This is a genomic window from Paenarthrobacter sp. JL.01a, from assembly GCF_025452095.1.
GTDB lineage: Bacteria > Actinomycetota > Actinomycetes > Actinomycetales > Micrococcaceae > Arthrobacter.
The window spans coordinates 3,120,654-3,143,625 of the sequence record NZ_CP104877.1 but is presented as its reverse complement, the minus strand read 5'-3'; the positions used below and the strand labels follow the sequence as shown (position 1 = coordinate 3,143,625).

Below are 22,972 nucleotides of genomic sequence, written 5' to 3'. Positions count from 1 at the left end.
CCAGCAATGGACCTGACCGGCTCTCATAACAGGAGAAATAACTATGCCTACCCCCACTAAGGGTCCGCGCCTCGGAGGCGGCCCGGCTCACGAGCGCCTGATGCTCGCGAACCTGGCAGCTGCTCTTTTTGAGCACAAGCGCATCACCACCACGGTCACCAAGGCCAAGCGCCTCAAGCCGTACGCAGAGCGTCTGGTCACCTTCGCCAAGCGTGGCGACCTCGCTTCCCGCCGCCGTGTTCTCGGCCTGATCAGCGACAAGGGCGTTGTCCACGAGCTGTTCACCGACATCGCCGGCGCCGTTGCCAACCGCGATGGTGGCTACACCCGTATCACCAAGATCGGCAACCGCAAGGGCGACAACGCTCCCATGGCTGTCATCGAGCTCGTTCTCGAGCCGGTTTCCCCGAAGCAGGCCGTTGTTGCTGAAGCAACCGCTGCCGCTGCCAAGGCTGCTCCGGCTGCCGAAGCTCCTGCCGAGGAAGAGGTTGTAGAGACCGAAGCTGCTGAAACCGAAGAGGCTCCGGCCGCTGAGGCCGAAGCTGCTGACGCTGAAGTTGCTGAAACCGAAGAGGCTCCGGCCGCTGAGGACAAGAAGTAATTCACTGAATTCTTCACAGTAGACTTGAGTCTATGAACGAACGAAAACCCGCTGCCCCCGTATTGGGGGGCGGCGGGTTTTTGCGTGTCCGGCTTGATCTTTCCTACGACGGCGGCCCTTTCAGCGGGTGGGCAATGCAGCCGGGCCTGCGGACCGTGCAGGGCTCCCTTGAAGAAGCTCTGGCCTTGCTCCTGCAGCGCAGTGTACGTGTAACCGTCGCCGGCCGGACCGACGCCGGTGTCCACGCCCGCGGCCAAGTAGTCCACTTCGACGTCACCGAAGCCGAGTGGCTGTCACTGCCGCGAGGACAGGAACTTGATCCCGCCGTCGCAATTTTGCGGCGGCTCCGCGGCGCTTTGAGCCGCGTCCTGGGCGACTTCACCGGTGCAGTGGAAGTGCACGACGCCGGTCTGGCGCCGGAAGGTTTCGACGCGCGCTTTTCGGCGTTGTGGCGCAGGTACAGTTACCGGATTGCCGACGGTCCGGGGCGGTGGGATCCGGTGCTTCGTGGCATCACGCTCTGGCACAAGGTGCCCCTGGATGTTTCCTTGATGAACGAAGGTGCTCAGTCCTTGCTGGGGCTCCAGGATTTCCGCTCGTACTGCAAGCCCCGGGAGGGTGCCACCACCATCCGTGAGCTGCAGAAGTTCTCGTTTGCGCGGGGGAGTGACGGCGTCATTGTGGCCACCGTGCAGGCTGATGCGTTCTGCCACAACATGGTGCGTTCGTTGGTCGGATCAACCCTGCGAGTGGGGGAGGGGCTGGAGCCTCCCATATGGCTTCACGAGCGGCTGCTTGAGCGGAAGCGGGATGCAAAATCCGCGCTGGCTGCGCCACATCCGCTGGTTTTGGAGGAAGTCGCCTACCCGTCCGACAGTGAGCTGCTGGCCCGGGCCGAGTTGACGCGGGCGCGGCGCGAGTAGCCTTTTGTCGTACGGCCCCCGGACGTTGGAGGACCCCCTCCCGGCTCTGGGTACCGGAAGGGGGCCGTTGTGGCACTCCGTGGTCTGGGATCCGCGAAGTGCCGGTCAGTGGTCTGGCTGGAACCCTAGAAGGAACCTGCCAGGTTATTCATGACGTTGAGGACTGCCGGACCCATGATCACGATGAACAGCACGGGCAGGATGCAGAACATCAGTGGGAACAGGACTTTGACAGGCAGTTTCATGGCCTGCTCCTCAGCCCTCTGACGCCTCTTTACCCGCATCTGCTTGGCTTGGGTTCGGAGGACATTGGCGATGGCAATACCGTAAGCGTCGGCCTGGACGATTGCGCCGACGAAGGCCCGGAGATCATGGACATCGACGCGGTCAGCGAGGGCGACGTACGCTTCTTTGCGGCTGCGTCCAGCCTGCATGTCCTGGAGGGTGCGCAACATTTCCATGGACAGAGGTCCGGATCCATTCTGTCCTGCCCGTGCCATGGCCCCTTCAAAGCCGAGTCCGGCTTCGACGGAGATGAGCATCTGGTCAAGGGTGTTTGGCAGCTCAGCCTGGATGGCCTTCTGGCGCTCGGCTGCGCGGCCGTGGATGAGAAGATCCGGGATGAAGTAGACCACCAGGATGACGCCAAGGTACAACAGGAAACCTGGACCGGAGGGTGCCCGCAGGAAGAACATGAGCCCGATGGCACCGGCGGCCAGAGCCAGGACAGGCTTGAGGACGAGCAGACGTCCCAGCGGCAGACCGGCTGGACGTCCCAGCCTTGCGAGTAGCTTGTCGAGCCATACCGCATACCCCTGGGGAGTAATCCGGGCAGCGAGGCGCTTCAGGGTTTCCCTGGAGGACTGCGGTCCGAGTTCGGCGGTGGCTCCGGCGCTGCGGCCCAAGTTGGTACGGACAGTTGCGAGGCCGGCCCGGTCCACTGAAATGAAGGCCCATGCCATGAATGCGATGGGAAGAACGATCAGTGCAACGGCAGCCCAAGCGATGAGATTCATGGTCGCTCCCTAGAATTTGATCTTGACGACGCGGCTGAGCCAGAACGTGCCCACGCCCAGAAGGATGACGGCCACCACCAACATGACCCACCCGATGGGGTTGGTGAACAGGGGCCGGATGTAGGTGCCGTTGAAGAGGCAGAGGTAGAAGAACATGCCCGTGGGCAGCGCTATCAGGATGTATGCCGACAAGCGACCCTCTGCGCTGAGCGCCCGGACTTGGCCCTTGATCTGAGAGCGTTCGCGAATTGTTTCGCCTACATGGTCCAGCACCTCAGCCAAGTCACCGCCTACCTCGCGATGGATCTCAATGGCCTGTGCGGCCCACAGGAAATCCTCGCTGTGAAGACGGGCCGCAGCGTCCATCAATGCATCCCGCAGGTCCCGCCCCAGGCGTGTTTCGCCGACAATTCTGGCAAATTCGTCCCGTGTGGGTGACTGTGCTTCCTGGGCGACGGCGTCGACTGCCCGCAGCAGACTGTGGCCTGCCCGCATGCTTCCGGACAGCATCTGCAGGGTGTCGCCCAGCTGAGCCTCGAACTGGGCCCGGCGACGCGATGTCCTGACCTTCAGAAAGAGGCGGGCGCCTAGCGGTACTCCGACGGCGAAGAGGACGATCCCGATGAGGCCTCCGAGGACAAAGCCGATCAGTGCGCCGGTGAACGTGCCGCAGATGACCAGCAGAACATAGTCGGCAGGTCGCATTCGCAAACCAGCCTGTTCCAAGAGAATCCTGGTCCCCGAGGCGCGGCTGGCCGATACGCTGTTGTCCACCAGCGCGACCGCCGAATTCGTGACGCGGGTCAGCACCGAACCTTCATTGCCGCCGTTGGGACGTCTCCGCGACAAGGCGATTTCCGAGTTCCTTGACCGGGGAATGAGGAACAGGCTGATGGCCAGTGCCGCAAGACCGAGAATTAATCCTGCGACGAGTATCAGTGGGTTGGTGGCAGTCATCGTTTTCCACCTCCAATAGGCACTGAGCCAAAGACAGCCGGTGAGAGACGGATGCCAAGGTTCGCGAAATGGTCAACGAACCGTGGCCGGACGCCGGTCGGTACCGCGCTCCCCAGGAACCGTCCGTTGGCATCCATACCTGCGGAGTAATCGAAGGTGAACGCGTCCTGCAGTGTCACCACATCACCCTCCATGCCCTGGACTTCAGTTACGTGCGTGATACGCCGTGTTCCATCCCGCAAGCGCGAAATCTGGACGACCAAGTTCACAGCCGAAGAAATCTGCTCCCTGATGGCCCGGAGTGGAAGATCCATCCCGGCCATCAGGACCAAGGTTTCGAGGCGGGCGATGGCATCGCGTGGCGAATTCGCGTGGACTGTGGAAATGGAGCCGTCATGTCCGGTGTTCATCGCTTGAAGCATGTCCAGTGCCTCGCCGCCACGGACCTCCCCGACCACGATTCTGTCCGGGCGCATGCGCAGCGAGTTACGGACGAGATCCCGGATGGCGACTTCGCCCTTTCCTTCGATATTGCTGGGGCGGCTTTCCAATCGCACGACGTGGGACTGCTGCAGTTGCAGTTCCACGGCGTCCTCGATGGTAACGATGCGTTCGTCCGCGGGAAGGAATGAGGACAGGACGTTAAGGAGCGTAGTCTTGCCGGTTCCCGTACCGCCCGAAACGATGATGTTCATCCGGGCCTGGACACAGGCGTGCAGGAGTTCCGTGATCTCCGGACTCATGGTTCCCAATTGAACAAGGTTCTGTGCGGTCAGCGGTACGCGGCCGAACTTGCGGATGGTGAGGGACGAACCACTGACTGCGAGGGGAGGAATGATTGCGTTGACGCGGGAACCATCGGCAAGCCTTGCATCGACGAGTGGAGAAGATTCATCGATGCGACGGCCCACTTTGGAAACGATCCGCTCGATGATCCTGCGCAAGTGTTCTTCGGAAGTGAAGCGGACATTGGTCAGATGGAGCTTTCCAGCAATCTCGACGTAGACCTTATCCGCGCCGTTCACCATGATCTCTGTGACGTCCTTGTCGTCAAGGAATCGCTGAAGGGGACCAAGGCCCAGGACATCGTCCGCGATCTCCTGCACAAGACGTTGCCGCTCTGATGGCGTCAGCGGTATATCGTCCTCGTCGATGACCGCCCGGAGTTCCTCTTTTACGTACCGATGGAGTTCGCCTTCATCAAGGCTCGTGTCCGAAATGCGGGAACCCATCCGATCAAAGAGTGCGTTGCTGGTGCGCTCCTTGACGGCTCCCAGCGCCAGGCTGGAGTCCTCACTGATTCCTCCGGACGCCGATGAACCGGCGAGGTAGTCGGGGATGTTTGTGGAGGGAATTGCCCAGGGATCGCCCGAGGGCAAGGCCGAAGATGATTCTTGTCCTGATCCCCGAGCGGACTCGAGGCGCTTGGCGAGGCTCACCGGACTACCGCCCTTCTGTGCAGTTGCTTGTGCGGCCGTTCTTCCCAGCCAGGCTTGAAGCGCTCTACGAGTTGGCGCAGACCCCGGAGGGTCACGTCCTTTGCACCGTCCTGGAGCAAAGGCACACCCCTGTTTGTTGAGTAGGGGAGCGAACGAGACCGCGGCAAGGTAATGTCCACGGGGCAACCCACGGTGGCCTCCACGTCAGCCAGCGTCAGGCCGCTCCGCTTGTCAGCGAAATTCAACACGACGTGGCGGTGCTCCGGGACCAATCCAATCTCATCCAGGACCTCAAGCCCGTTGCGGAGCCCCCTGATGCTGGGAATGTCCATACCGCAGACCCAGACAACATCCGAAGCCCGTTCCAGTGTTGCGAGAACGTGTTCGCCCAGACCTGGCGCGGTGTCCACAATGACGTAGTCGAATTCTTCAGCCAGTTGCTCCAGAAGGTGCCCCACCTGTTCCGCCGAGATCTGGTCAACCTGGGAGGGATTACGGGGGGCGCACAGAGCGTAGATACCTGCAGGGTGAACCGTCAGATACGACTTAAGGACCATGCTGTCCTGAACGGCTGCACCGGTGACGGCATCAGCGATGGTCTTTTCGGGTTCCAGGAGCAACCCGGAAGCCACGTCACCAAACTGCAGGTCGAGATCAGCGATGACGACCTTCATCGCGGAGGTTCGTCCGAGACCGACAGCCAAATTGGTCGATATCGTCGTCTTGCCGACTCCGCCTTTCGGTGACATGACGGCAATGATCCTGCCACCTTGCCGGCTTCCGTCCACTTGGGCGCCGAGTCCCCGCCTGCGCCCGGCTGAAGCGAGGCTTGCCCGCTCAAGCAGGACCCGGATGGAAGACTCGTCTGCGGCGGGCTCAAGCAAGTCACGGATACCCGCCCGCATGGCCGGCAGGGCCACTTCAGCAGCGTTGCCTGCAGCCAGGACGACGCTGATTTCGGGGTACTGGAGGTCAAACAGACTCGCCAACCGAATGGCATCATCGACATTGAGGCCGGGCCCAAGCACGAGTACTTCGAGCAGTTCTCCGGAGAGGACCCGTAGAACGTCGTCCGGCCCCTGCGGTAGATAGTCGGCCATGATGGACTGAACGTCACCATGCAGGCCAGAGGCCGCCTGCCGTACGCGCCTCTCGAACTCAACGTCCGCCGTAATAACCAGGAAGCGGCTCATTGGAGCACCTCTGCTTTCTTGATGGTGACGCGGACACTTTCTTTGGCATCTGCGGGTTCCTTGGTAAGCCAGATATCCCCGTACTTGGCTCCGTAGACGATCTTGGTGGCGTCGAGGTCGCTGCGGGCCAGCGTAACGATGAAGGAACCCTCGGGGAGTTGCGTATTCGCCTGCTCAGAGCTGGCCTGGGCGGTGTTCGTGTTCTTCGCCGTGGCCCGCTGGACGCTGGTCACCAGCACCTTGTGGAAGACGAGTTCGGCGGACGCGTCGGCTTCTGCTTGCCCTGCGTTTCCCAACAACACGACAACGCCGACGGTGTCCCCGGCGGACAGTCGGCCGCCCACAACCCGCTGTGCGTCCAGTTGCACGGAAACCTCCTGGAGGCCTTCGGGGACCGGCACGGATCCAGGGGCGGCCAGACTACTCGGATCCACCAGCCTGACGCCGAGCAAGGCCTCACCGGGGATAAGTTCGACGCCGGCAACTTTGCCTTCCAGCCCGGAAAGCGACTTCAGTGCCCCATTGGGTACGGAAGCCGCCGGCAGGGACGTGAGTTTCACAGCAGACTTGATCTGCTGGAGATCGGCCCCCTCGGGAATTTGTTTTTGGATGACCAGGACATCAACAGGTTGGAGGTCCTTTTGCGCGCGTGCGTCAGCTGCTTGTACATATGTGACCAGCAGCAGTGTGCCGACTATCGCCAGCACGACGGCTACTATGCCTCCCAGTAGGCGTGTTTTCATTGTGGTTCTCCCTTATTGCACGTGGAGTTTTCTCCCAGATTGATTGCTATTTAGTGAGTTGGACACCCAAGGCGCCGTACGTGGTAGGACCGCCCAGAGTCGCGGCCTCCGTCAGACTTACTTTCTTGATGAATGTTCCGAACAAGCCGGTGTCACTGTTGCCCAACTTCAACGATTTCTGCAGAGCCGCCGCGTCGGAGGACATGTATGTTGGCCCGCCACCGTTGAGGTGCCAGCCACTCAGTGAGATTTGGGCAAACGCTTCGATCTTGAAGGCTTTGCCGGATGGTGCGGAATTGCAGGGGTTGGTCCCCGAGCCCTTCTTGACGGGGCAGTAAGTGTTGAAGACGGGAATAAGAACTTCAACAGGTTTGCCGGCTTTGAGCTTTGCCTCCCATGAAGCGAAAGTGGAACTGCAGGTCGAGTCAAAGTCATTGCCCGGATTGGAATTGACCCAAGGATTGCTCACGTCGAGATGTATGGTGCATTGCCCCGTGTGATCGAGCCAGCCAAAGCCTCCGGGAACTTCGAAGCCCGAAGATGACTGGTGTGGGCAGGCGTACGCGGGATCATCGGACAGTTTGGTCCCATGGACCGGAAAGAACTGGAGGCCCTTGGTGAAGCTCGGGTCCGACTCACATTTGGAGAACGTAAGCGGCAAAGCGTCGGTTGCCTTGAAACCACCAAATTTCGCTTGTGCTTTTGCTTTGATGTCGGCCGTTTCCAGGCCAAGAGCGCGGGCGAACACCAGGGAGAAATGGTTATCCCCGGAGGTGTTGCGTGATTGGGTAGTGATATCGACGGTCCCGGTACTGAGGTTGACTGAGGCCACCGGGGCATTGCTGACGCCGTCCAGGGCATTCATGCCGGCCAGGGAGGTCGCAGCCGACGACGGAGCAGCGCAGTCGCTGGAGCTGGCGCTCTTGGCACACGCTTGAGCAATGCCGATGGCGGCTGAGTCAGCGCCATTCTGCAGTTGCGCGTGCTCGGAATACATCATCGCCACATCAACCGCAAAAGCGGTCATGCCCAACAGGGCCACCATAAGCATTGCCGTCATGGGGGCCACTGCTCCCCGCTCGGGGTCGTCATGCCTCAGCCGCCACATCGCATGACTCCTTTGCCTGAGGTCTTCAACTGCGACGGAATTCCCGGCACCAGTCCTGGAAAGCCGGTCATCCACGTTGTGCTGTAGGAGACCGTGACAGTGACGTTGCAAGGGGTGGACCCTGACGAAACAACCGTTATATCTCCGGGCTTCAGGCTGACCGATGGAGCGGCAGCCACACCCGCGGCCTGGGCAGCACTGACGCTGTAGCCCGCTTCGGCCTGATGAATTGCGGCGTAGCGCGCTGCTTCCCGGGCGGCCTCCGACAATGAGATCTGGATATTGAATGCCCGGCCGAACTCAAAAATGCCGAGCACCAATACGAGAAATATCGGCAGCACCAAAGCGAACTCAACAGCTACAGCGCCTGCTTGGTCCTTGGTCTTTTTGGATCTCATTTCTTCTCCCAGATGAATGAGCCTGGGCCGGCTGCAGCCGATTGTTCATCGGAGCAGCCGGCCCGGGTATCGAAATGAAGCCGGCCAGGTCCGGGCTACGGCAGGGTGTCAGCGACGGTCTTGAAGCCCTTCAGGACGTCTTGACCGAGAGTGAGGACCGTACCCACGATGACTGCGGCGATCAGAGCTACGAGCAGGCCATATTCAACGGCGGTCGCGCCTTTCTCTTCCCGGGCGAAGCGGTCCTTGACGCCGGCGATGAAAGCGATGGTGTGGATCATGAAAGTAGACATTGGAAAATCCCTCCCAGAAATGATTTTGTTTGAGTGTAATGAATGGTTATTGCGAGAGTGCAGATATGTCCGAGCTCGAAGGGCTGTTATCGCTTTTGCCGTTCGGAATTCGATGACTCAAGAATTGCCTAGCCACACCAAAAGCCACAATGCGTAGCCGTACTCGATTTATTTGGGCACGCATTACTTGCCCGACAACACCGGAGGCGCGAAGTACTCAGTCCCGGCCTCTGAACAGGCGGGAACTACTTGGTTCCGACAGGAGACTTACTAATGGGGAAGCTGCGTCAAGCAGGGATAAGCACGTACTCAGCCAGGCTCAGTGCAGGGCGAGGATGACACCGAAGGCTGCGAGGACCATTGCGGGTCCATGAGCCGTTTCTGCTGGTTTTTCCGCGGATCGCAGCCGCAACATCAGCACCGTGAGCACCCCGCCCACCACGAATCCCAGCAAGCCGCCGAAGAGTACTTGCTGCCAACCCAAGTAGCCCAAGTACATTCCAAGTGGTGCCGCGAGCTTCACATCGCCCATTCCGAGGGCGCCCGGCGAAATCAGTCCCAAAATCAGGTAGCCGGCGAAGAGTATGAAGCCTCCGGCGAGTGCGCGGAGCAGGTCTGTCCACCCAGGCTCAAGCATCGAAGACACAGCCAGAAGCCCCATTGCGCCGACAAGCAGGGCCAAAACAAGGGGGTTGGGAAGCAAATGAAGCGTGAAATCAATGCGGGATAATTGGACGCCTAAAAGCGCCAATAAAAGAAAGGCCGGCAATTCCGACGCCATCCCAAACCGCCCCCCAAGCAAAGCGAAGAGCAATGCCGTAAGCGCCGCCGTCGTGATCCGGACCTTAAGGGGAGGGAGGCCGCCGAGCCGCGGCAGCGAGCGGGCGATGAGCAGCTCGCACAACGGGCTGAGCAGGAGGCCTGCAAGCGCCAGCAGGAGTGGCATGGCAAGTCCGTCAGTCACGTGCTCTCCCTCATTAACACAGGTACCCCCGGGCGGTCTAACCCCATTTTGACCCGGGCGCCCCGTTACCGGTATTGTTTAGAGTCGTTGTGCGTGTCCTATCTCGATGACACATGCCTTCAGGGGGATCCAGTTGCAGGATCGCTAACTCCGGAGGCATTTCGAGATCTTGGGATGACTGGTACATAGAGCCCTCACCTCTGCTCCGGTAGCGCATACATAGTAGGTACACGACTCACTGCGTGTCGCCTAAAACATGAACGCCAGAACAAGAACGAGGCAAAACCGTGCGTACGTACACCCCGAAGCCCGGCGATATCAACCGCCAGTGGCACGTCATTGACGCCACCGACGTTGTCCTTGGTCGTCTTGCCAGCCAGACCGCAACACTGCTGCGCGGAAAGCACAAGCCGACCTATGCGTCCCACATGGACATGGGCGACTTCGTCATCATCATCAACGCTGAAAAGGTTGCCCTCACCGGCGCCAAGCTGGAGCAGAAGCGCGCATACCGCCACTCCGGTTACCCGGGCGGCCTGACCTCCGTCAACTACGCCGAGCTGCTGGAATCCAACCCGGTTCGCGCTGTTGAGAAGGCCATCAAGGGCATGCTCCCCAAGAACTCCCTGGCAGCTCAGCAGCTGGGCAAGCTCAAGGTCTACGCAGGCTCCGAGCACCCCCACGCTGCACAGCAGCCGAAGACTTTCGAAATCACCCAGGTCGCCCAGTAGTCCTGGCCACCAACCAACTTTTCATTACAAGGAGAACCGTGGCTCAGAACGAAGAACTGACCGCCGAAGCCGTCGAGGCTGAGGAAAACCTCACCAGCTACACCTCTGAAAGCAGCGCCGCTGCTGAAGATGCTCCCAAGAAGGAGCGCCCGGCACTGACCGTCGCCGGTGCAGCTGTTGGCCGCCGCAAGGAAGCCGTTGCACGCGTTCGCGTTGTTCCGGGTTCCGGCAAGTGGATCATCAACGGCCGCGAGCTGGCCAACTACTTCCCGAACAAGCTGCACCAGCAGGATGTCAACGAACCGTTCCGCGTTCTTGACCTCGAAGGTGCTTACGACGTCATCGCCCGGATCCACGGTGGTGGCCCCTCCGGCCAGGCTGGTGCACTGCGCCTCGGCATCGCCCGTTCGCTGAACGAGATCGACGTCGAGAACAACCGCGCCACCCTCAAGAAGGCTGGCTTCCTGACTCGCGACGCCCGCGTCATCGAGCGTAAGAAGGCCGGTCTCAAGAAGGCACGCAAGGCCCAGCAGTACTCCAAGCGTTAATTCGCTTCGCCCCACGTCAGGGGTATCGGAGGCCCGTTCCATCCTTTCGGTGGGGCGGGCTTCCGCCGTTTAAGCACGCCGCAAAGGTGGGTCGGGAGGGGACGCTCCCAAGCCCCGATGAACAGCTGCTGCCGTGGCGTCGTCTAAACTTGACCCGATGTCTAGATTATTTGGAACAGATGGCGTGCGCGGTCTCGCGAACGGATTACTCACCGCCGAACTGGCTATGCAGCTCGCGCAGGCGGCCGCCGTCGTACTCGGCCATGACCGCGCGACGGACGGAAAACGGCCCCGGGCGGTAGTCGCCAGGGACCCCAGGGCCAGCGGTGAATTCCTCGCCGCCGCCGTGGAGGCCGGGCTTTCCAGCTCCGGTATCGACGTCTACGACGCCGGTGTTCTCCCCACCCCGGCCGCGGCTTACCTGGTGGCAGACCTCGACGCCGACTTCGGCGTCATGCTGTCCGCCTCCCACAATCCTGCGCCGGACAACGGAATCAAGTTCTTCGCACGGGGCGGCCAGAAGCTGCCTGACGACGTCGAGGACGCCATTGAGGCACAGCTGGGCAAAGAGCCGCAGCGGCCCGTGGGCGCCGACGTCGGACGCATCCAGCGCTTCTCCGACGCCGAGGACCGCTACATCGTCCACCTGCTCGGCACGCTCCCGAAGCGCCTGGACGGTTTGAAAGTCGTGGTCGACTGCGCCCACGGCGCCGCGAGTGGTTGCTCGCCCCAGGTGTTCAAGGACGCCGGCGCGGACGTCGTGGTGATCGGTGCCGAGCCCGATGGCCTGAACATCAACGAAGGCGTGGGTTCAACGCACCTGGGTCCGCTGAAGGAAGCCGTCGTCAAGCATGGCGCCGACCTCGGCGTAGCGCACGACGGCGATGCTGACCGCTGCCTTGCGGTCGACCACGAAGGCAACGAAGTGGACGGCGACCAGATCATGGCGATCCTGGCCCTGGCCCTCAAGAAGGCCGGAAAGCTCAAGGACGACATCCTGGTTGCCACGGTCATGAGCAACCTTGGCCTCAAGATCGCCCTCCGCGATGCCGGCATCACCATCCGCGAAACCGGTGTGGGTGACCGCTACGTACTGGAGGAAATGCGCGACGGCGGTTACAACCTGGGCGGCGAACAGTCCGGCCACGTGATCTTCTCCGACTATGCAACCACAGGCGACGGCGTCCTGACCGGTCTGCAGCTTGCCGCGCAGGTGGCCCTCACAGGACGCTCCCTCCAGGAGCTTGCCGGCGTGATGACCAAGCTCCCGCAGCTCATGATCAACGTCAAGGGCGTCGACAAGGCCCGCGCCGCCACCGACGAAGGCGTGGCCGCGGCTGTGGCCGCAGCCGAGCTGGAACTCGGCGAAACCGGCCGCGTGCTGCTCCGTCCCTCGGGTACGGAGGCGCTGGTCCGCGTGATGGTGGAAGCGGCAGACATGGAAACCGCCGAACGCATTTGCACTGAGCTGGCAGCCGTGGTCAAGGAGCGCCTCGGCGCCACCAGCGAGATGGCCGTCTAGGTAGAGCTAGAGGTAGTCAGGCGCTGCCTCAAGCCCGAAGTATTCTTCGAGAGTCGCGATGCCGCGTGTGGCCATGTCCACCGCGGCATCGACTCCGATGTACCGCAGGTGCCAGGACTCGTAGAAGTAGCCCGTGGTTTCGTGGAACATCCACGGGTACCGCACGACGAATCCGTACTTGTGCGCATTGGCCTTGGCCCAAACCGCTGCCGGTTGCTCGGCGAAGCACGGCTGGAAGCTGCAGGCTCCACCGCCGTCGCCGATATCGAAAGCCCAACCCGTTTGGTGCTCCGAATGGCCCGGGCGTGCCGAAGCATGGTCGGCCCCGGCCTGACCGGAGCTGGCGACATATCCGTTGTACGTGGACACCTGGGTGGTATAGGAACGGTAGCCCGAAGCCAGCGTCATGATGACGCCCTCCGAAGCCGCCGCGCCGAACATCTTTTCCGCGGCAGCCGCCGTCGTGCTGTTCAGCAACGCGGCTTCCCCGCTGACGGCGAGCCGTATGGCCGGCTGCACCAAATCTGCGGGCACAAAGTTCTGCGGGTTCAGGGGCCTGTGCTTGTTGACGACGACCCAGGGGCTGGTGGGATCGGTCAATGAGTACTGGGTCTTGAGGGTGCTCGAAGGAGCCGGACTTGGGGTAGCCACCGTGGGCTCCGCAGTGGCTGTCGGCTCGGTGGTGGGTGCGGCAGCGGTGCTGGAGGCGGCCGCTGACGGCGTGGCGTCGGCCTGGACCGGCACCGTAGCCCCGGCGGGGGAGGGCGTGCCATTCTGTGGAGTGCAGGCGGTCAGGGCAGCAAGCCCGGCTCCGGCCGTGAGCAGCCCGGCAAAAGCCCGACGGCTGGGCAGCGGAGTGTTTTCGGTGCGCAACTAGACCTTCCTTAACAGCATGCGCCGGATGGAGTGGTCCGCATCCTTGGTGAGCACCAGCTGTGCCCGCCCACGCGTCGGCAGGACGTTTTCCTTCAGGTTGGGCTCGTTGATGCGCTTCCAGATGCCCCGGGCCGTGGATTCGGCGTCTTCGTCGGACAACGTGGCGTACCGGTGGAAGTAGGACTCGGGCTGGGCAAAGGCGGTGCTGCGCAGCTTGCGGAAGCGGTCCACGTACCATTCCTCGATGTACGAGGTCTTGGCATCGACGTAGATGGAGAAATCGAAGAAGTCACTGATCGCGAGGCCTTGCTTTCCGTCCATGCGGGGCCGGGCCGGCGCAAGCACGTTCAAACCCTCGACGATCAGGACATCGGGGCGTCGCACGACGACTTCCTTGCCCGGCACGATGTCGTAGGTCACGTGTGAGTACCACGGCGCCCGGACTTCCTCGGCCCCGCCCTTGACCTCCGAGACAAAGCGGAGAAGCCCGCGCCGGTCGTAGGACTCGGGGAAGCCCTTGCGTTCAAGGAGGTGGCGGCGCTTGAGCTCGGCCAGCGGGTACAGGAAGCCGTCCGTGGTGATGAGCTCGACATTGGGCGTGCCTGGCCAGCGGCGCAGCATCTCGCGGAGCACGCGGGCGATGGTGGACTTGCCGACCGCCACGGAACCGGCGACGCCGATCACGAACGGCGTGCGCTGGGTCTGCTCTCCGAGGAAGGTGGTGGTTGCCGCGTGCAGCTGGTGGGATGCCTGGACGTACAGGTGGAGAAGCCTTGAGAGGGGGAGGTAGACCTCCCGGACTTCCTTCATGTCCAAGGGATCGCCGAGGCCCCGGAGGCGGAAAATGTCCTCTTCGTTGAGGGGCTGCTCCATCTGCGCCGCGAGCCTGGACCAGGTCTGGCGGTCCAGCTCAACAAACGGGGAAGCGCCGTCGCCGTTAGCTTCGGTGCGTTGCAAAGTCACGCTCATGATTCTGCCCTCCGCGCGGCTGATCAGGAAATGCGCGATGACCGGACGGTGAATTGTGCGTTCTTAACAGCGCACCGCAAGCCTCCGGAAATAGGATGTCCCACGTCAGTTGTTTGGAGAAGCCGCTAGGCTTGTACCCATGTGTGGAATCGTAGGCTATGTTGGCAATTCGTCTCGCGAGGCAGCTGGTTACAGCGCCCTTGACGTCGTAGTGGAAGGGCTGCGCCGTCTGGAGTACCGCGGCTATGACTCCGCCGGCGTCGCAGTAGTCGCCGATGGGGCAATCTCATCGCGCAAAAAGTCCGGCAAGCTGAGCAATCTGATCGAGGAACTGGAAGCCCATCCCGTTCCCGAGTCCCTGACTGGCATTGGCCACACCCGGTGGGCCACGCACGGCGGCCCCACCGACCGTAACGCGCACCCGCACCTCTCCGATGGCGGCCGCCTGGCTGTCATCCACAACGGCATCATCGAGAACTTCGCTGAGCTCCGCCAGGAACTGCTCGCCAAGGGTGTCACGTTCGAATCGGAAACCGACACCGAAGTGGCTGCCGCACTTCTGGGCGACATCTTCCGCAACCAGCTCAAGGGCGACGGCGGCAACCTCACCGAAGCGATGCGCCTGGCCTGCCAGCGCCTCGAGGGTGCGTTTACCCTCTTGGCCGTACACGCGGACCAGCCCGACGTCGTCGTTGCTGCCCGCCGCAACTCGCCCCTGGTGGTGGGCCTGGGCGACGGCGAGAACTTCCTCGGTTCCGACGTCTCCGGATTCATTGACTACACGCGCCGCGCTGTGGAACTGGGCCAGGACCAGATCGTCACCATCACCGCGGACTCCGTGGAGATCACCGACTTCTTCGGCGCTCCCGCCGAAGGCAAGGAATACCACGTCGACTGGGACCCGGCATCGGCTGAAAAGGGTGGCTTCAACTCCTTCATGGAGAAGGAAATCCACGACCAGCCTGACGCCGTGGCACAGACCCTTCTGGGCCGCTCGGACCTCAACGGCCAGCTGACCCTGGACGAGCTCCGGATCGACCCCGAGCTCCTCAAACAGGTGGACAAGATCATCGTCCTCGCCTGTGGTACTGCCGCTTACGCCGGCCTGGTGGCCAAGTACGCCATCGAGAACTGGTGCCGTATCCCCACGGAGGTGGAGCTCGCCCATGAGTTCCGCTACCGCGATCCGATTGTGGATGCCAAGACGCTGGTGGTTTCGATCAGCCAGTCCGGTGAAACCATGGACACGCTGATGGCCGTCCGCTACGCCCGCGAACAGGGCGCCAAGACGATCTCCATCTGCAACACCAACGGCTCCACCATTCCGCGTGAATCCGACGCTGTGCTCTACACGCACGCCGGTCCGGAAATCGCCGTTGCGTCCACCAAGGCCTTCCTGGCACAGATCACCGCCGCCTACCTCCTGGGCCTTTACCTGGCCCAGTTGCGCGGCAACATCTTCTCCGGCCAGATCAAGGATGTCCTTGCGGACCTGAACAAGATCCCCGCCAAGATCCAGACCATCCTCGATACCGCAGGGCCGCTGCGCGAGCTCGCCCGCAGCATGAAGGACGAGAAGTCCGTGCTGTTCCTGGGCCGCCACGTGGGCTACCCCGTGGCTCTCGAGGGCGCATTGAAGCTCAAGGAAATCGCGTACATCCACGCTGAAGGCTTCGCTGCCGGCGAGCTCAAGCACGGCCCGATCGCCCTGATCGATGACGGCCAGCCGGTCTTCGTTGTCGTGCCTTCCCCGCGCGGCCGCGACTCCCTGCACTCCAAGGTAGTCAGCAACATCCAGGAAGTCCGCGCACGTGGTGCACGCACCTTGGTCATCGCTGAAGAGGGCGACGAGTCGGTCAAGGACTACGCGGAGCAGGTGTTCTACGTTCCGGAAACGCCTACGCTGCTCATGCCGCTGCTCACCACGGTTCCGCTGCAGATCTTTGCCGCCGAACTGGCCGGGGCGAAGGGTTACGACGTCGACCAGCCGCGTAACCTCGCCAAGAGCGTGACCGTAGAATAACCGCATGATTGTTGGCATTGGCGTAGACGTCGTAGACATTGAGCGGTTTGGTCGGCAGCTTGAACGGACTCCCGGTCTGAGGGATCGCCTGTTTGTCCCTGCCGAGCGTGAACTCAACACCCGGTCCTTGGCTGCCCGCTTCGCGGCCAAGGAGGCGGTTGCCAAGGTCCTGGGTGCGCCGGCTGGCATGAATTGGCAGGACTGCTGGATCGGCCTTGACCAGAACGGTCCAACTGTCCAGGTCAAGGGGACCGTGCTTGCCGTGGCTGAGGCCAAGGGCGTTAAACGCTGGCACCTGTCCATGAGCCACGACGGCGGCATCGCCACGGCGACTGTCCTCGCCGAGGGCTAGACGGACACATCGACACATGATCAGCGCCTTCACTGGACAACAGATCAGGGATGCGGAACAACCGCTCCTGGACTCCGGTGAGGGCGCTGTTCTTATGCAACGGGCAGCCTACGGCCTGGCGCAGGCAGTGATCCGGGAGTTGAAGAAAAAATGGCGGCTGGCCGGCGCGGGCGTCACGGTCCTTGCCGGCAAGGGCAACAACGGCGGCGATGGTCTCTATGCGGCTGCCCACCTCGCCCGCCGGGGAATGCGGACGACGGCGATACTCGCCTCGGAAACTGTCCACACGGAGGCTTTGCTTGCCTTCAAGGCTGCCGGTGGCCGGGTTTTGCGGCTGGAGGCTTCGAACGCGGAAGAGCTCGCGGTCCTGTGCGCCGGCCAGGACGTGGTCATCGATGCCCTCCTGGGTACGGGAGTCCGGGGCGGCTTGCGTGATGCCGCTGCCGAGCTGGTAGCAGGGCTTCAGGAACTCCGGCCCGGCCTGGTGGTGGCATGCGATGTCCCGAGCGGCCTGGACGCCGGCGCGGGAGAGGTCCATTGGCCTGTCCTGGAAGCCGACCTCACCGTCACCTTCGGGGGCATCAAAGCCGGCCTGCTTAGTGACCCGGGTGAAGGCTGCGCCGGCCGCGTCGAACTGGTGGAGATCGGTATCGAGTCCACGCTGCTGAAGGAACCGCCGGAACTGCGCCGGCTCACTGCCCGGGACCTGGGCTCCTTGCTGCCCAGCCCTTCACGGCGGGCGCACAAATACTCCCGGGGCGTCTTGGGAATCGTTGCAGGCTCCAGCCGCTTTGCCGGCGCAGCAGTCTTGAGCGTGCACGCCTCGGCCCTCGCCGGGGTGGGCATGGTGCGCTACCTCGGTCCTGAACCAGCGGCCCGAATGGTTCTCAGCCGGACCCCTGAGGCCCTCTGGGAGGGAGAGGACCCGGGAAGGGTGCAGGCCTGGGTGGTTGGCCCGGGCGTCGACGGGCACGAGCAGCTTGAGCGGGCAGGGGCTGCTGCGGAGTCCGCACTCCGCGATGACCTGCCGGTGGTGGTCGACGCCGGTGCGCTGAGCCTCTTGCCGGAGCGTTGCCCGCCCCACTGGATCCTCACTCCGCATGCCGGCGAGCTCGCCTCGTTGCTGGACTCGCTTCCTTCCACGGGCGAAGTGGCCGTGAGCCGTGCCGACGTCGAATCCCGCCCGCTGCACTTCGTACGGCAGGCCGCGCAACAAACCGGAGCCACAGTGCTCCTGAAGGGCGCCACCACCTTGGTGGCATCGCCGTCGGGGACTGTTTTCAGCCAATCGGACGGCACCGCCTGGATGGCGACCGCCGGGAGCGGCGATGTCCTGGCCGGCGTCCTGGGAGCTTTGGTGGCGCAGGCTGCCGAAGAGCTGGCGAACGACGACGGCGCGTACGCCGCCTTGGGTTTGGACCCTGAGGACCGCTGGGCTGCTGTGGCGGCCGTGGCCGCGAGCATCCACGGACGGGCCGGAGCGCTGGCTTCGGCAGATTTTGATGGTGGCCCCATTACAGCCTCGGCGATCGCTGAGGCTGTTCCGCGCGTTGTTGGTTCGCTCAGCGCGGAATACGACCGAACAATACCGTAAGGTTACTGTCGTTGTCAGGGTCATGAGTAGGCTTGCAACAGTTGTTCGCATCAGCAAGAGGAGAACGCATGGAAGTCTGGCCTGGATCGGCTTATCCGCTCGGAGCCACGTTTGACGGTACCGGCACCAACTTTGCACTGTTCAGCGAAAGGGCAGAACGTGTTGAACTGTGCCTCTTCGACGACGACGGCGGCGAAGTCCGCGTCGACGTCACGGAAGTGGACGGCTATGTTTGGCACTGCTACCTCCCGACGGTGCAGCCCGGACAGAAATACGGCTACCGCGTCCACGGTCCCTACGACCCCGACGCCGGCCAACGCTTCAACCCCAACAAGCTCCTGCTCGACCCCTATGCCAAGGCAGTGCACCGGCAAATCGACTGGGACCCTTCCCTGTTTTCGTACAACCTGGGAGACCCCGACTCCCGGAATGACGAGGATTCAGCAGCACACATGATGCTGGGCGTCGTCATCAACCCCTTCTTCGACTGGGACGGCGACAAGCTCCCCAGGATCCCGTACCACAAGTCGGTCATCTACGAGGCCCACGTCAAGGGACTCACGCAGCTCCACCCCGAGGTCCCGGAAGAGCAGCGCGGAACGTACGCCGGCGTTGCACACCCGGCAGTGATTTCGCACCTGCAGAAGTTGGGCATCACAGCCATCGAGCTGATGCCGGTGCACCAGTTCGTCAACGACGGAATCCTCCAGGACAAGGGCCTGAGCAACTACTGGGGCTACAACACCATCGGCTTCTTCGCCCCGCACAACAGCTACAGCTCCAAGGGCGATACCGGCCAGCAGGTCCAGGACTTCAAGGCCATGGTCCGCTCGCTGCACAACGCCGGCATCGAGGTCATTCTCGACGTCGTCTACAACCACACCGCTGAAGGCAACCACCTGGGCCCCACGCTGTCCTTCAAGGGCATCGACAACTCGGCCTACTACCGCCTGGTGGAAGACGACCAGAAGTACTACATGGACTACACGGGAACGGGTAACTCCCTGAACGTGCGCAGCCCGCATTCCCTGCAGCTGCTCATGGACTCCCTGCGGTATTGGGTCACCGAAATGCACGTGGACGGTTTCCGCTTCGACCTCGCCTCCACCCTGGCCCGCGAGTTCTACGACGTCGACAAGCTCTCCACGTTCTTCGAACTGATCCAGCAGGACCCCGTAGTGTCCCAGGTGAAGCTCATTGCCGAGCCGTGGGACGTCGGGCCCGGCGGTTACCAGGTGGGCAACTTCCCGCCCCAGTGGACGGAATGGAACGGCAAGTACCGCGACACCGTCCGCGACTTCTGGCGGGGCGAGCCCTCAACTCTCGGTGAATTCGCTTCCCGGCTCACCGGTTCGGCGGACTTGTACGAGCACTCGGGCCGCCGTCCGTTCGCATCCATCAACTTCGTCACGGCCCACGATGGCTTCACCTTGATGGACCTGGTGTCCTACAACGAGAAGCACAATGAGGCCAACGGCGAGGACAACAACGACGGCGAATCCCACAACCGTTCCTGGAACTGTGGCATCGAAGGACCCACGGACGACCCCACCGTCCTGGCCCTGAGGGCACGCCAGCAGCGCAACTTCATCGCCTCCTTGTTCCTGTCCCAGGGCGTTCCGATGCTCCTGCACGGTGACGAACTGGGCCGGACCCAGCAGGGCAACAACAACGGGTACTGCCAGGACTCCGAACTCACTTGGATCAACTGGGAACACGTGGACCAGCCGCTGATCGAGTTCACTGCGGCAGTCAGTGCACTGCGTGCCAAGCACCCCAGTTTGCGGCGCAGCCGGTTCTTCGACGGGCGCCCCGTGTTGCGTGGGGAAGGAGAGCGGCTTCCGGACATCGTCTGGTTGGACGCTGACGGAACCACCATGAGCCCTTCGGACTGGGACGAAGCCCTGGGCCGTTCGGTGGGTGTGTTCCTCAACGGTGACGGCATACACGGCCGCGACAACCAGGGCCGACGCATCACGGACGTGAACTTCCTCCTGTACTTCAACGCGGACCAGGAAGAGGTGGACTTCCGGATTCCCTCCGACGAGTACGCGCCGGCCTGGGACGTCATGATCGATACCGCAGGCGAGGGCGCGGAAGCCGGCGTCATCAAGCCGGACCAGATCCTCTCAGTCGGCGGAAAGTCGCTGTTGGTACTGCGTGCCCACAGCACCCCCGAGATCGAACCGGACCACTCCGTTGCGGCCTCGCTGGCAGCCCTGACGCAGACCAGCACACCGGAAACGGCCTCCATCACGGCTCCTGCAGTGACCTCCCTGCCGTATGACTACAAGGAGGCCCCGGCAGAAGAGGAGGCCCCGGCAGAAGAGGCTGCTGACGCAGGCGAGGCAAAGGAGACCGAATCATGAGGACGCCAGTCTCCACATACCGCCTCCAGATCCGTCCGGGTTTCACCTTGCAGGACGCCGCCGAGCTCACGGGCTACCTGAAATCACTGGGAATCGATTGGGTCTACGTTTCACCAATCCTGACCGCCGAGGAGGGATCGGACCACGGCTATGACGTGACCGACCCCTCCACCGTGGATCCCGCCAGGGGAGGCCGTGAGGGCTTGGCTGCCCTGTCAAAGGCAGCCAAAGATCAGGGCCTGGGGATTCTTGCGGACATCGTGCCCAACCACATGGGTGTTGCCTCTCCCAAGCAGAATGCCTGGTGGTGGAGCCTGTTGAAGGAAGGGCAGGAGTCCAAGTACGCCGAGGCTTTCGACGTCGACTGGGACTTCGGTGGCGGAAAGATCCGGATCCCGGTGCTCGGCAGCGACGACGACCTCGATGAACTCAAGATCGTGGACGGTGAACTGCACTATTACGATCACCGTTTCCCGCTGGCTGATGGAACGTACGGGCCCGGTGACAGCGCCAAGGACGTCCACTCACGCCAGAACTACGAGTTGATCGGCTGGCGACGGGCAGACGCGGACCTGAACTACCGCCGATTCTTCGCCGTGAACACCTTGGCGGGCATCCGGGTCGAGGTCCCGTGGGTCTTCGACGAGTCCCACGCCGAGATTGTCCGCTGGTTCCGTGAGGGCCTGGTGGACGGCCTCCGCATTGACCATCCGGATGGGCTTGCCGACCCTGAGGGCTACCTTGCAAGGCTCCGGGAAGTCACCGGCGGCGCCTACTTGCTGGTGGAGAAGATCCTCGAACCGGGGGAGCAGCTCCCGGAAACCTTCAGTTGTGAAGGCACCACCGGGTACGACGCCCTCGCGGACGTTGATCGCCTGTTTGTCGATCCCACGGCCGAGGAATACCTCAACTCACTCGATGCCCGGCTGCGGAACTCGGAAAAGCCGGCAGATTACGCCGAGATGATCCATGGGACCAAGCGCCGCATCGCCGACGGTATCCTCCGTTCGGAGATCCTCCGGCTCGCGCGCCTGGTACCGGCCACGCTGGAACTGCCGTTCGCCAAGGTAGCCGATTCGCTGGCCGAGATCATCTGCTGGTTCCCCATCTACCGGACCTACCTGCCTCATGGCGGTAAGACTCTGGTCGAGGCAATCGAGAAGGCAGGACGTCACCGTCCCGAACTTGAACCCGTCCTGGGCAAACTGCAACCACTCCTGTTGGATCCAGGCAATGCCCTGGCGCAGCGGTTCCAGCAGACCTCGGGCATGGTGATGGCGAAGGGTGTGGAGGACACCGCGTTCTTCCGGTACACCCGGCTCGGCTCGCTCACCGAGGTTGGCGCGGATCCGACGGAGTTCTCCCTGCCCAACGGAGTCTTCCACGAGCGGATGGCCCGTCGCCAGCAGCTCCTGCCGCACTCCATGACCACCCTGAGCACCCACGACACCAAGCGAAGCGAGGACGCGAGGGCGCGGATATCGGTCATTTCCGAGGCCGTGCCGGAGTGGGAATTGTTCCTTGGCACGGTGCAGCAGCTCGCACCGATCCCGGATGGTCCGCTGGCCGCCCTTGTCTGGCAGTCGATCGTGGGTGCCTGGCCGGCAGACCGCGGACGCCTCCAGTCCTACGCGCTGAAGGCTGCACGCGAGGCCGGCAATTCGACCAACTGGACCGACCCGAACCCGGAGTTCGAACGGCAGCTGGCAGCCGCCGTCGACGCCGCTTTCGACGTTCCCGAGGTCGCGGCCGCGCTGGCCAACTTCGTGGCCGAGCTGGAACCCTATGGAACCTCCAACTCGCTGTCCGCCAAGCTGATCCAACTGACCATGCCCGGCGTCCCGGACGTCTACCAGGGCACGGAGTTCCGGGACGGCTCGCTGACTGACCCGGATAACCGGCGGCCAGTGGACTTCCAGGCACGCCAGGCGGTTCTGAAACAGTTGGACCAGGGGGCCACGCCGTCGTTCACGGAAGAACCCGCCAAGCTGTTGGTGGTTTCGCGTGCGCTGAGGTTGCGGAAGGACCGACCGGAACTGTTCGAAGGGTATTTGCCCGTGGCAGCACAGGGTTTGGCTGCGGCGCACGTAGTAGCCTTCGACCGGGGTGCCGGCCGGCGTGGAGCCATGACTGTGGCCACGCGTCTGCCCCGGCGCCTCGCCCGGGAAGGCGGCTGGCGGGACACCAGCATCGAACTCACCGTGAACTGCAAGGACGAACTCACCGGAGCAAGCTACGGCCCCGGTCCCGTCCAGGTGGGAAAGCTGCTGGAACGCTACCCGGTGGCGCTGCTGGTACCCACCGACTGAAGCCAACCTGAATTCACGGCAACGCACGCTTAAGGAACGTACAG

General features: G+C 62.7%; 21 protein-coding genes. 10 read left to right on the top strand and 11 right to left on the bottom strand.

The window, feature by feature from the left end; translation table 11 throughout:
• Window positions 1-43 precede the first annotated feature (43 nt).
• Window positions 44-601, top strand: coding sequence for a 50S ribosomal protein L17 (gene rplQ, locus N5P29_RS14740; RefSeq protein ID WP_144659436.1), 558 nt, complete (start codon window positions 44-46; stop codon window positions 599-601).
• 32 nt (window positions 602-633) lie between these two features.
• The gene (locus N5P29_RS14735; RefSeq protein WP_262275601.1) at window positions 634-1,524 is read left to right on the top strand and encodes a tRNA pseudouridine synthase A; all 891 of its coding nucleotides are present in this window, start codon (window positions 634-636) and stop codon (window positions 1,522-1,524) included.
• A gap of 125 nt (window positions 1,525-1,649) precedes the next feature.
• Here N5P29_RS14735 and N5P29_RS14730 read toward each other — a convergent pair whose 3' ends face one another.
• The 9 genes from N5P29_RS14730 to N5P29_RS14690 form a co-directional block, all read right to left on the bottom strand.
• Window positions 1,650-2,540: a type II secretion system F family protein gene (locus N5P29_RS14730; protein ID WP_262275600.1), complete on the bottom strand. Its 891-nt coding sequence runs from the start codon at window positions 2,538-2,540 to the stop codon at window positions 1,650-1,652.
• A gap of 9 nt (window positions 2,541-2,549) precedes the next feature.
• Complete coding sequence (locus tag N5P29_RS14725; protein ID WP_262275599.1) at window positions 2,550-3,497, bottom strand: type II secretion system F family protein; 948 nt, start codon at window positions 3,495-3,497, stop codon at window positions 2,550-2,552.
• Window positions 3,494-4,936 (bottom strand): TadA family conjugal transfer-associated ATPase, encoded by a 1,443-nt coding sequence (locus N5P29_RS14720; RefSeq protein ID WP_262275598.1) that lies wholly within the window; start codon window positions 4,934-4,936, stop codon window positions 3,494-3,496. The genes N5P29_RS14725 and N5P29_RS14720 overlap by 4 nt, the downstream gene beginning before the upstream one ends.
• A complete protein-coding gene (locus tag N5P29_RS14715) occupies window positions 4,933-6,129 on the bottom strand; it encodes a CpaE/TadZ family protein (protein WP_262275597.1) in 1,197 nt (398 codons plus the stop codon). The genes N5P29_RS14720 and N5P29_RS14715 overlap by 4 nt, the downstream gene beginning before the upstream one ends.
• Entirely contained in the window at window positions 6,126-6,872 is a 747-nt protein-coding gene (gene cpaB / locus N5P29_RS14710) for a Flp pilus assembly protein CpaB (RefSeq protein WP_262275596.1), read from the bottom strand. The genes N5P29_RS14715 and cpaB overlap by 4 nt, the downstream gene beginning before the upstream one ends.
• Window positions 6,873-6,918: 46 nt before the next feature.
• Window positions 6,919-7,932 carry a pilus assembly protein TadG-related protein gene (locus tag N5P29_RS14705; RefSeq protein ID WP_262275595.1) on the bottom strand — a complete coding sequence of 338 codons (1,014 nt, stop codon included), beginning with the start codon at window positions 7,930-7,932 and terminating at the stop codon, window positions 6,919-6,921.
• 35 nt (window positions 7,933-7,967) lie between these two features.
• Complete coding sequence (locus N5P29_RS14700) at window positions 7,968-8,378, bottom strand: TadE/TadG family type IV pilus assembly protein (protein ID WP_262275594.1); 411 nt, start codon at window positions 8,376-8,378, stop codon at window positions 7,968-7,970.
• A 95-nt stretch (window positions 8,379-8,473) separates the two neighbouring features.
• Window positions 8,474-8,671, bottom strand: coding sequence for a Flp family type IVb pilin (locus N5P29_RS14695; RefSeq protein ID WP_262275593.1), 198 nt, complete (start codon window positions 8,669-8,671; stop codon window positions 8,474-8,476).
• Between the two features lie 319 nt (window positions 8,672-8,990).
• Complete coding sequence (locus N5P29_RS14690; protein WP_410007925.1) at window positions 8,991-9,617, bottom strand: prepilin peptidase; 627 nt, start codon at window positions 9,615-9,617, stop codon at window positions 8,991-8,993.
• A gap of 305 nt (window positions 9,618-9,922) precedes the next feature.
• Here N5P29_RS14690 and rplM point away from each other — a divergent pair, with 305 nt between their 5' ends.
• The 3 genes from rplM to glmM all read left to right on the top strand — a co-directional run bounded on the left by rplM (window position 9,923) and on the right by glmM (window position 12,436).
• Window positions 9,923-10,366: a 50S ribosomal protein L13 gene (rplM, locus tag N5P29_RS14685; protein ID WP_144659444.1), complete on the top strand. Its 444-nt coding sequence runs from the start codon at window positions 9,923-9,925 to the stop codon at window positions 10,364-10,366.
• Window positions 10,367-10,404: 38 nt separating this feature from the next.
• Entirely contained in the window at window positions 10,405-10,914 is a 510-nt protein-coding gene (gene rpsI / locus N5P29_RS14680; protein ID WP_262275591.1) for a 30S ribosomal protein S9, read from the top strand.
• A gap of 157 nt (window positions 10,915-11,071) precedes the next feature.
• On the top strand, window positions 11,072-12,436 hold the full coding sequence (gene glmM, locus N5P29_RS14675) for a phosphoglucosamine mutase (RefSeq protein WP_262275590.1): 1,365 nt from the start codon (window positions 11,072-11,074) through the stop codon (window positions 12,434-12,436).
• A gap of 6 nt (window positions 12,437-12,442) precedes the next feature.
• Here the strand turns inward: glmM and N5P29_RS14670 are convergent, their stop codons facing one another.
• Window positions 12,443-13,309 (bottom strand): M15 family metallopeptidase, encoded by an 867-nt coding sequence (locus tag N5P29_RS14670; protein WP_262275589.1) that lies wholly within the window; start codon window positions 13,307-13,309, stop codon window positions 12,443-12,445.
• On the bottom strand, window positions 13,310-14,281 hold the full coding sequence (gene coaA / locus N5P29_RS14665) for a type I pantothenate kinase (protein WP_262275588.1): 972 nt from the start codon (window positions 14,279-14,281) through the stop codon (window positions 13,310-13,312). It abuts the gene before it with no gap.
• 139 nt (window positions 14,282-14,420) lie between these two features.
• Here coaA and glmS point away from each other — a divergent pair, with 139 nt between their 5' ends.
• From glmS to treY, 5 genes are all read left to right on the top strand, one after another.
• Complete coding sequence (gene glmS / locus N5P29_RS14660; RefSeq protein ID WP_262275587.1) at window positions 14,421-16,304, top strand: glutamine--fructose-6-phosphate transaminase (isomerizing); 1,884 nt, start codon at window positions 14,421-14,423, stop codon at window positions 16,302-16,304.
• A 4-nt stretch (window positions 16,305-16,308) separates the two neighbouring features.
• Window positions 16,309-16,656, top strand: coding sequence for a holo-ACP synthase (locus N5P29_RS14655; RefSeq protein WP_066277757.1), 348 nt, complete (start codon window positions 16,309-16,311; stop codon window positions 16,654-16,656).
• A 16-nt stretch (window positions 16,657-16,672) separates the two neighbouring features.
• Window positions 16,673-18,250, top strand: a complete 1,578-nt coding sequence (locus N5P29_RS14650) for an NAD(P)H-hydrate dehydratase (protein WP_262275586.1) — start codon at window positions 16,673-16,675, stop codon at window positions 18,248-18,250.
• Between the two features lie 68 nt (window positions 18,251-18,318).
• Entirely contained in the window at window positions 18,319-20,619 is a 2,301-nt protein-coding gene (gene glgX, locus N5P29_RS14645; protein WP_262275585.1) for a glycogen debranching protein GlgX, read from the top strand.
• Entirely contained in the window at window positions 20,616-22,928 is a 2,313-nt protein-coding gene (gene treY, locus N5P29_RS14640) for a malto-oligosyltrehalose synthase (protein ID WP_262275584.1), read from the top strand. The genes glgX and treY overlap by 4 nt, the downstream gene beginning before the upstream one ends.
• Window positions 22,929-22,972 lie beyond the last annotated feature (44 nt).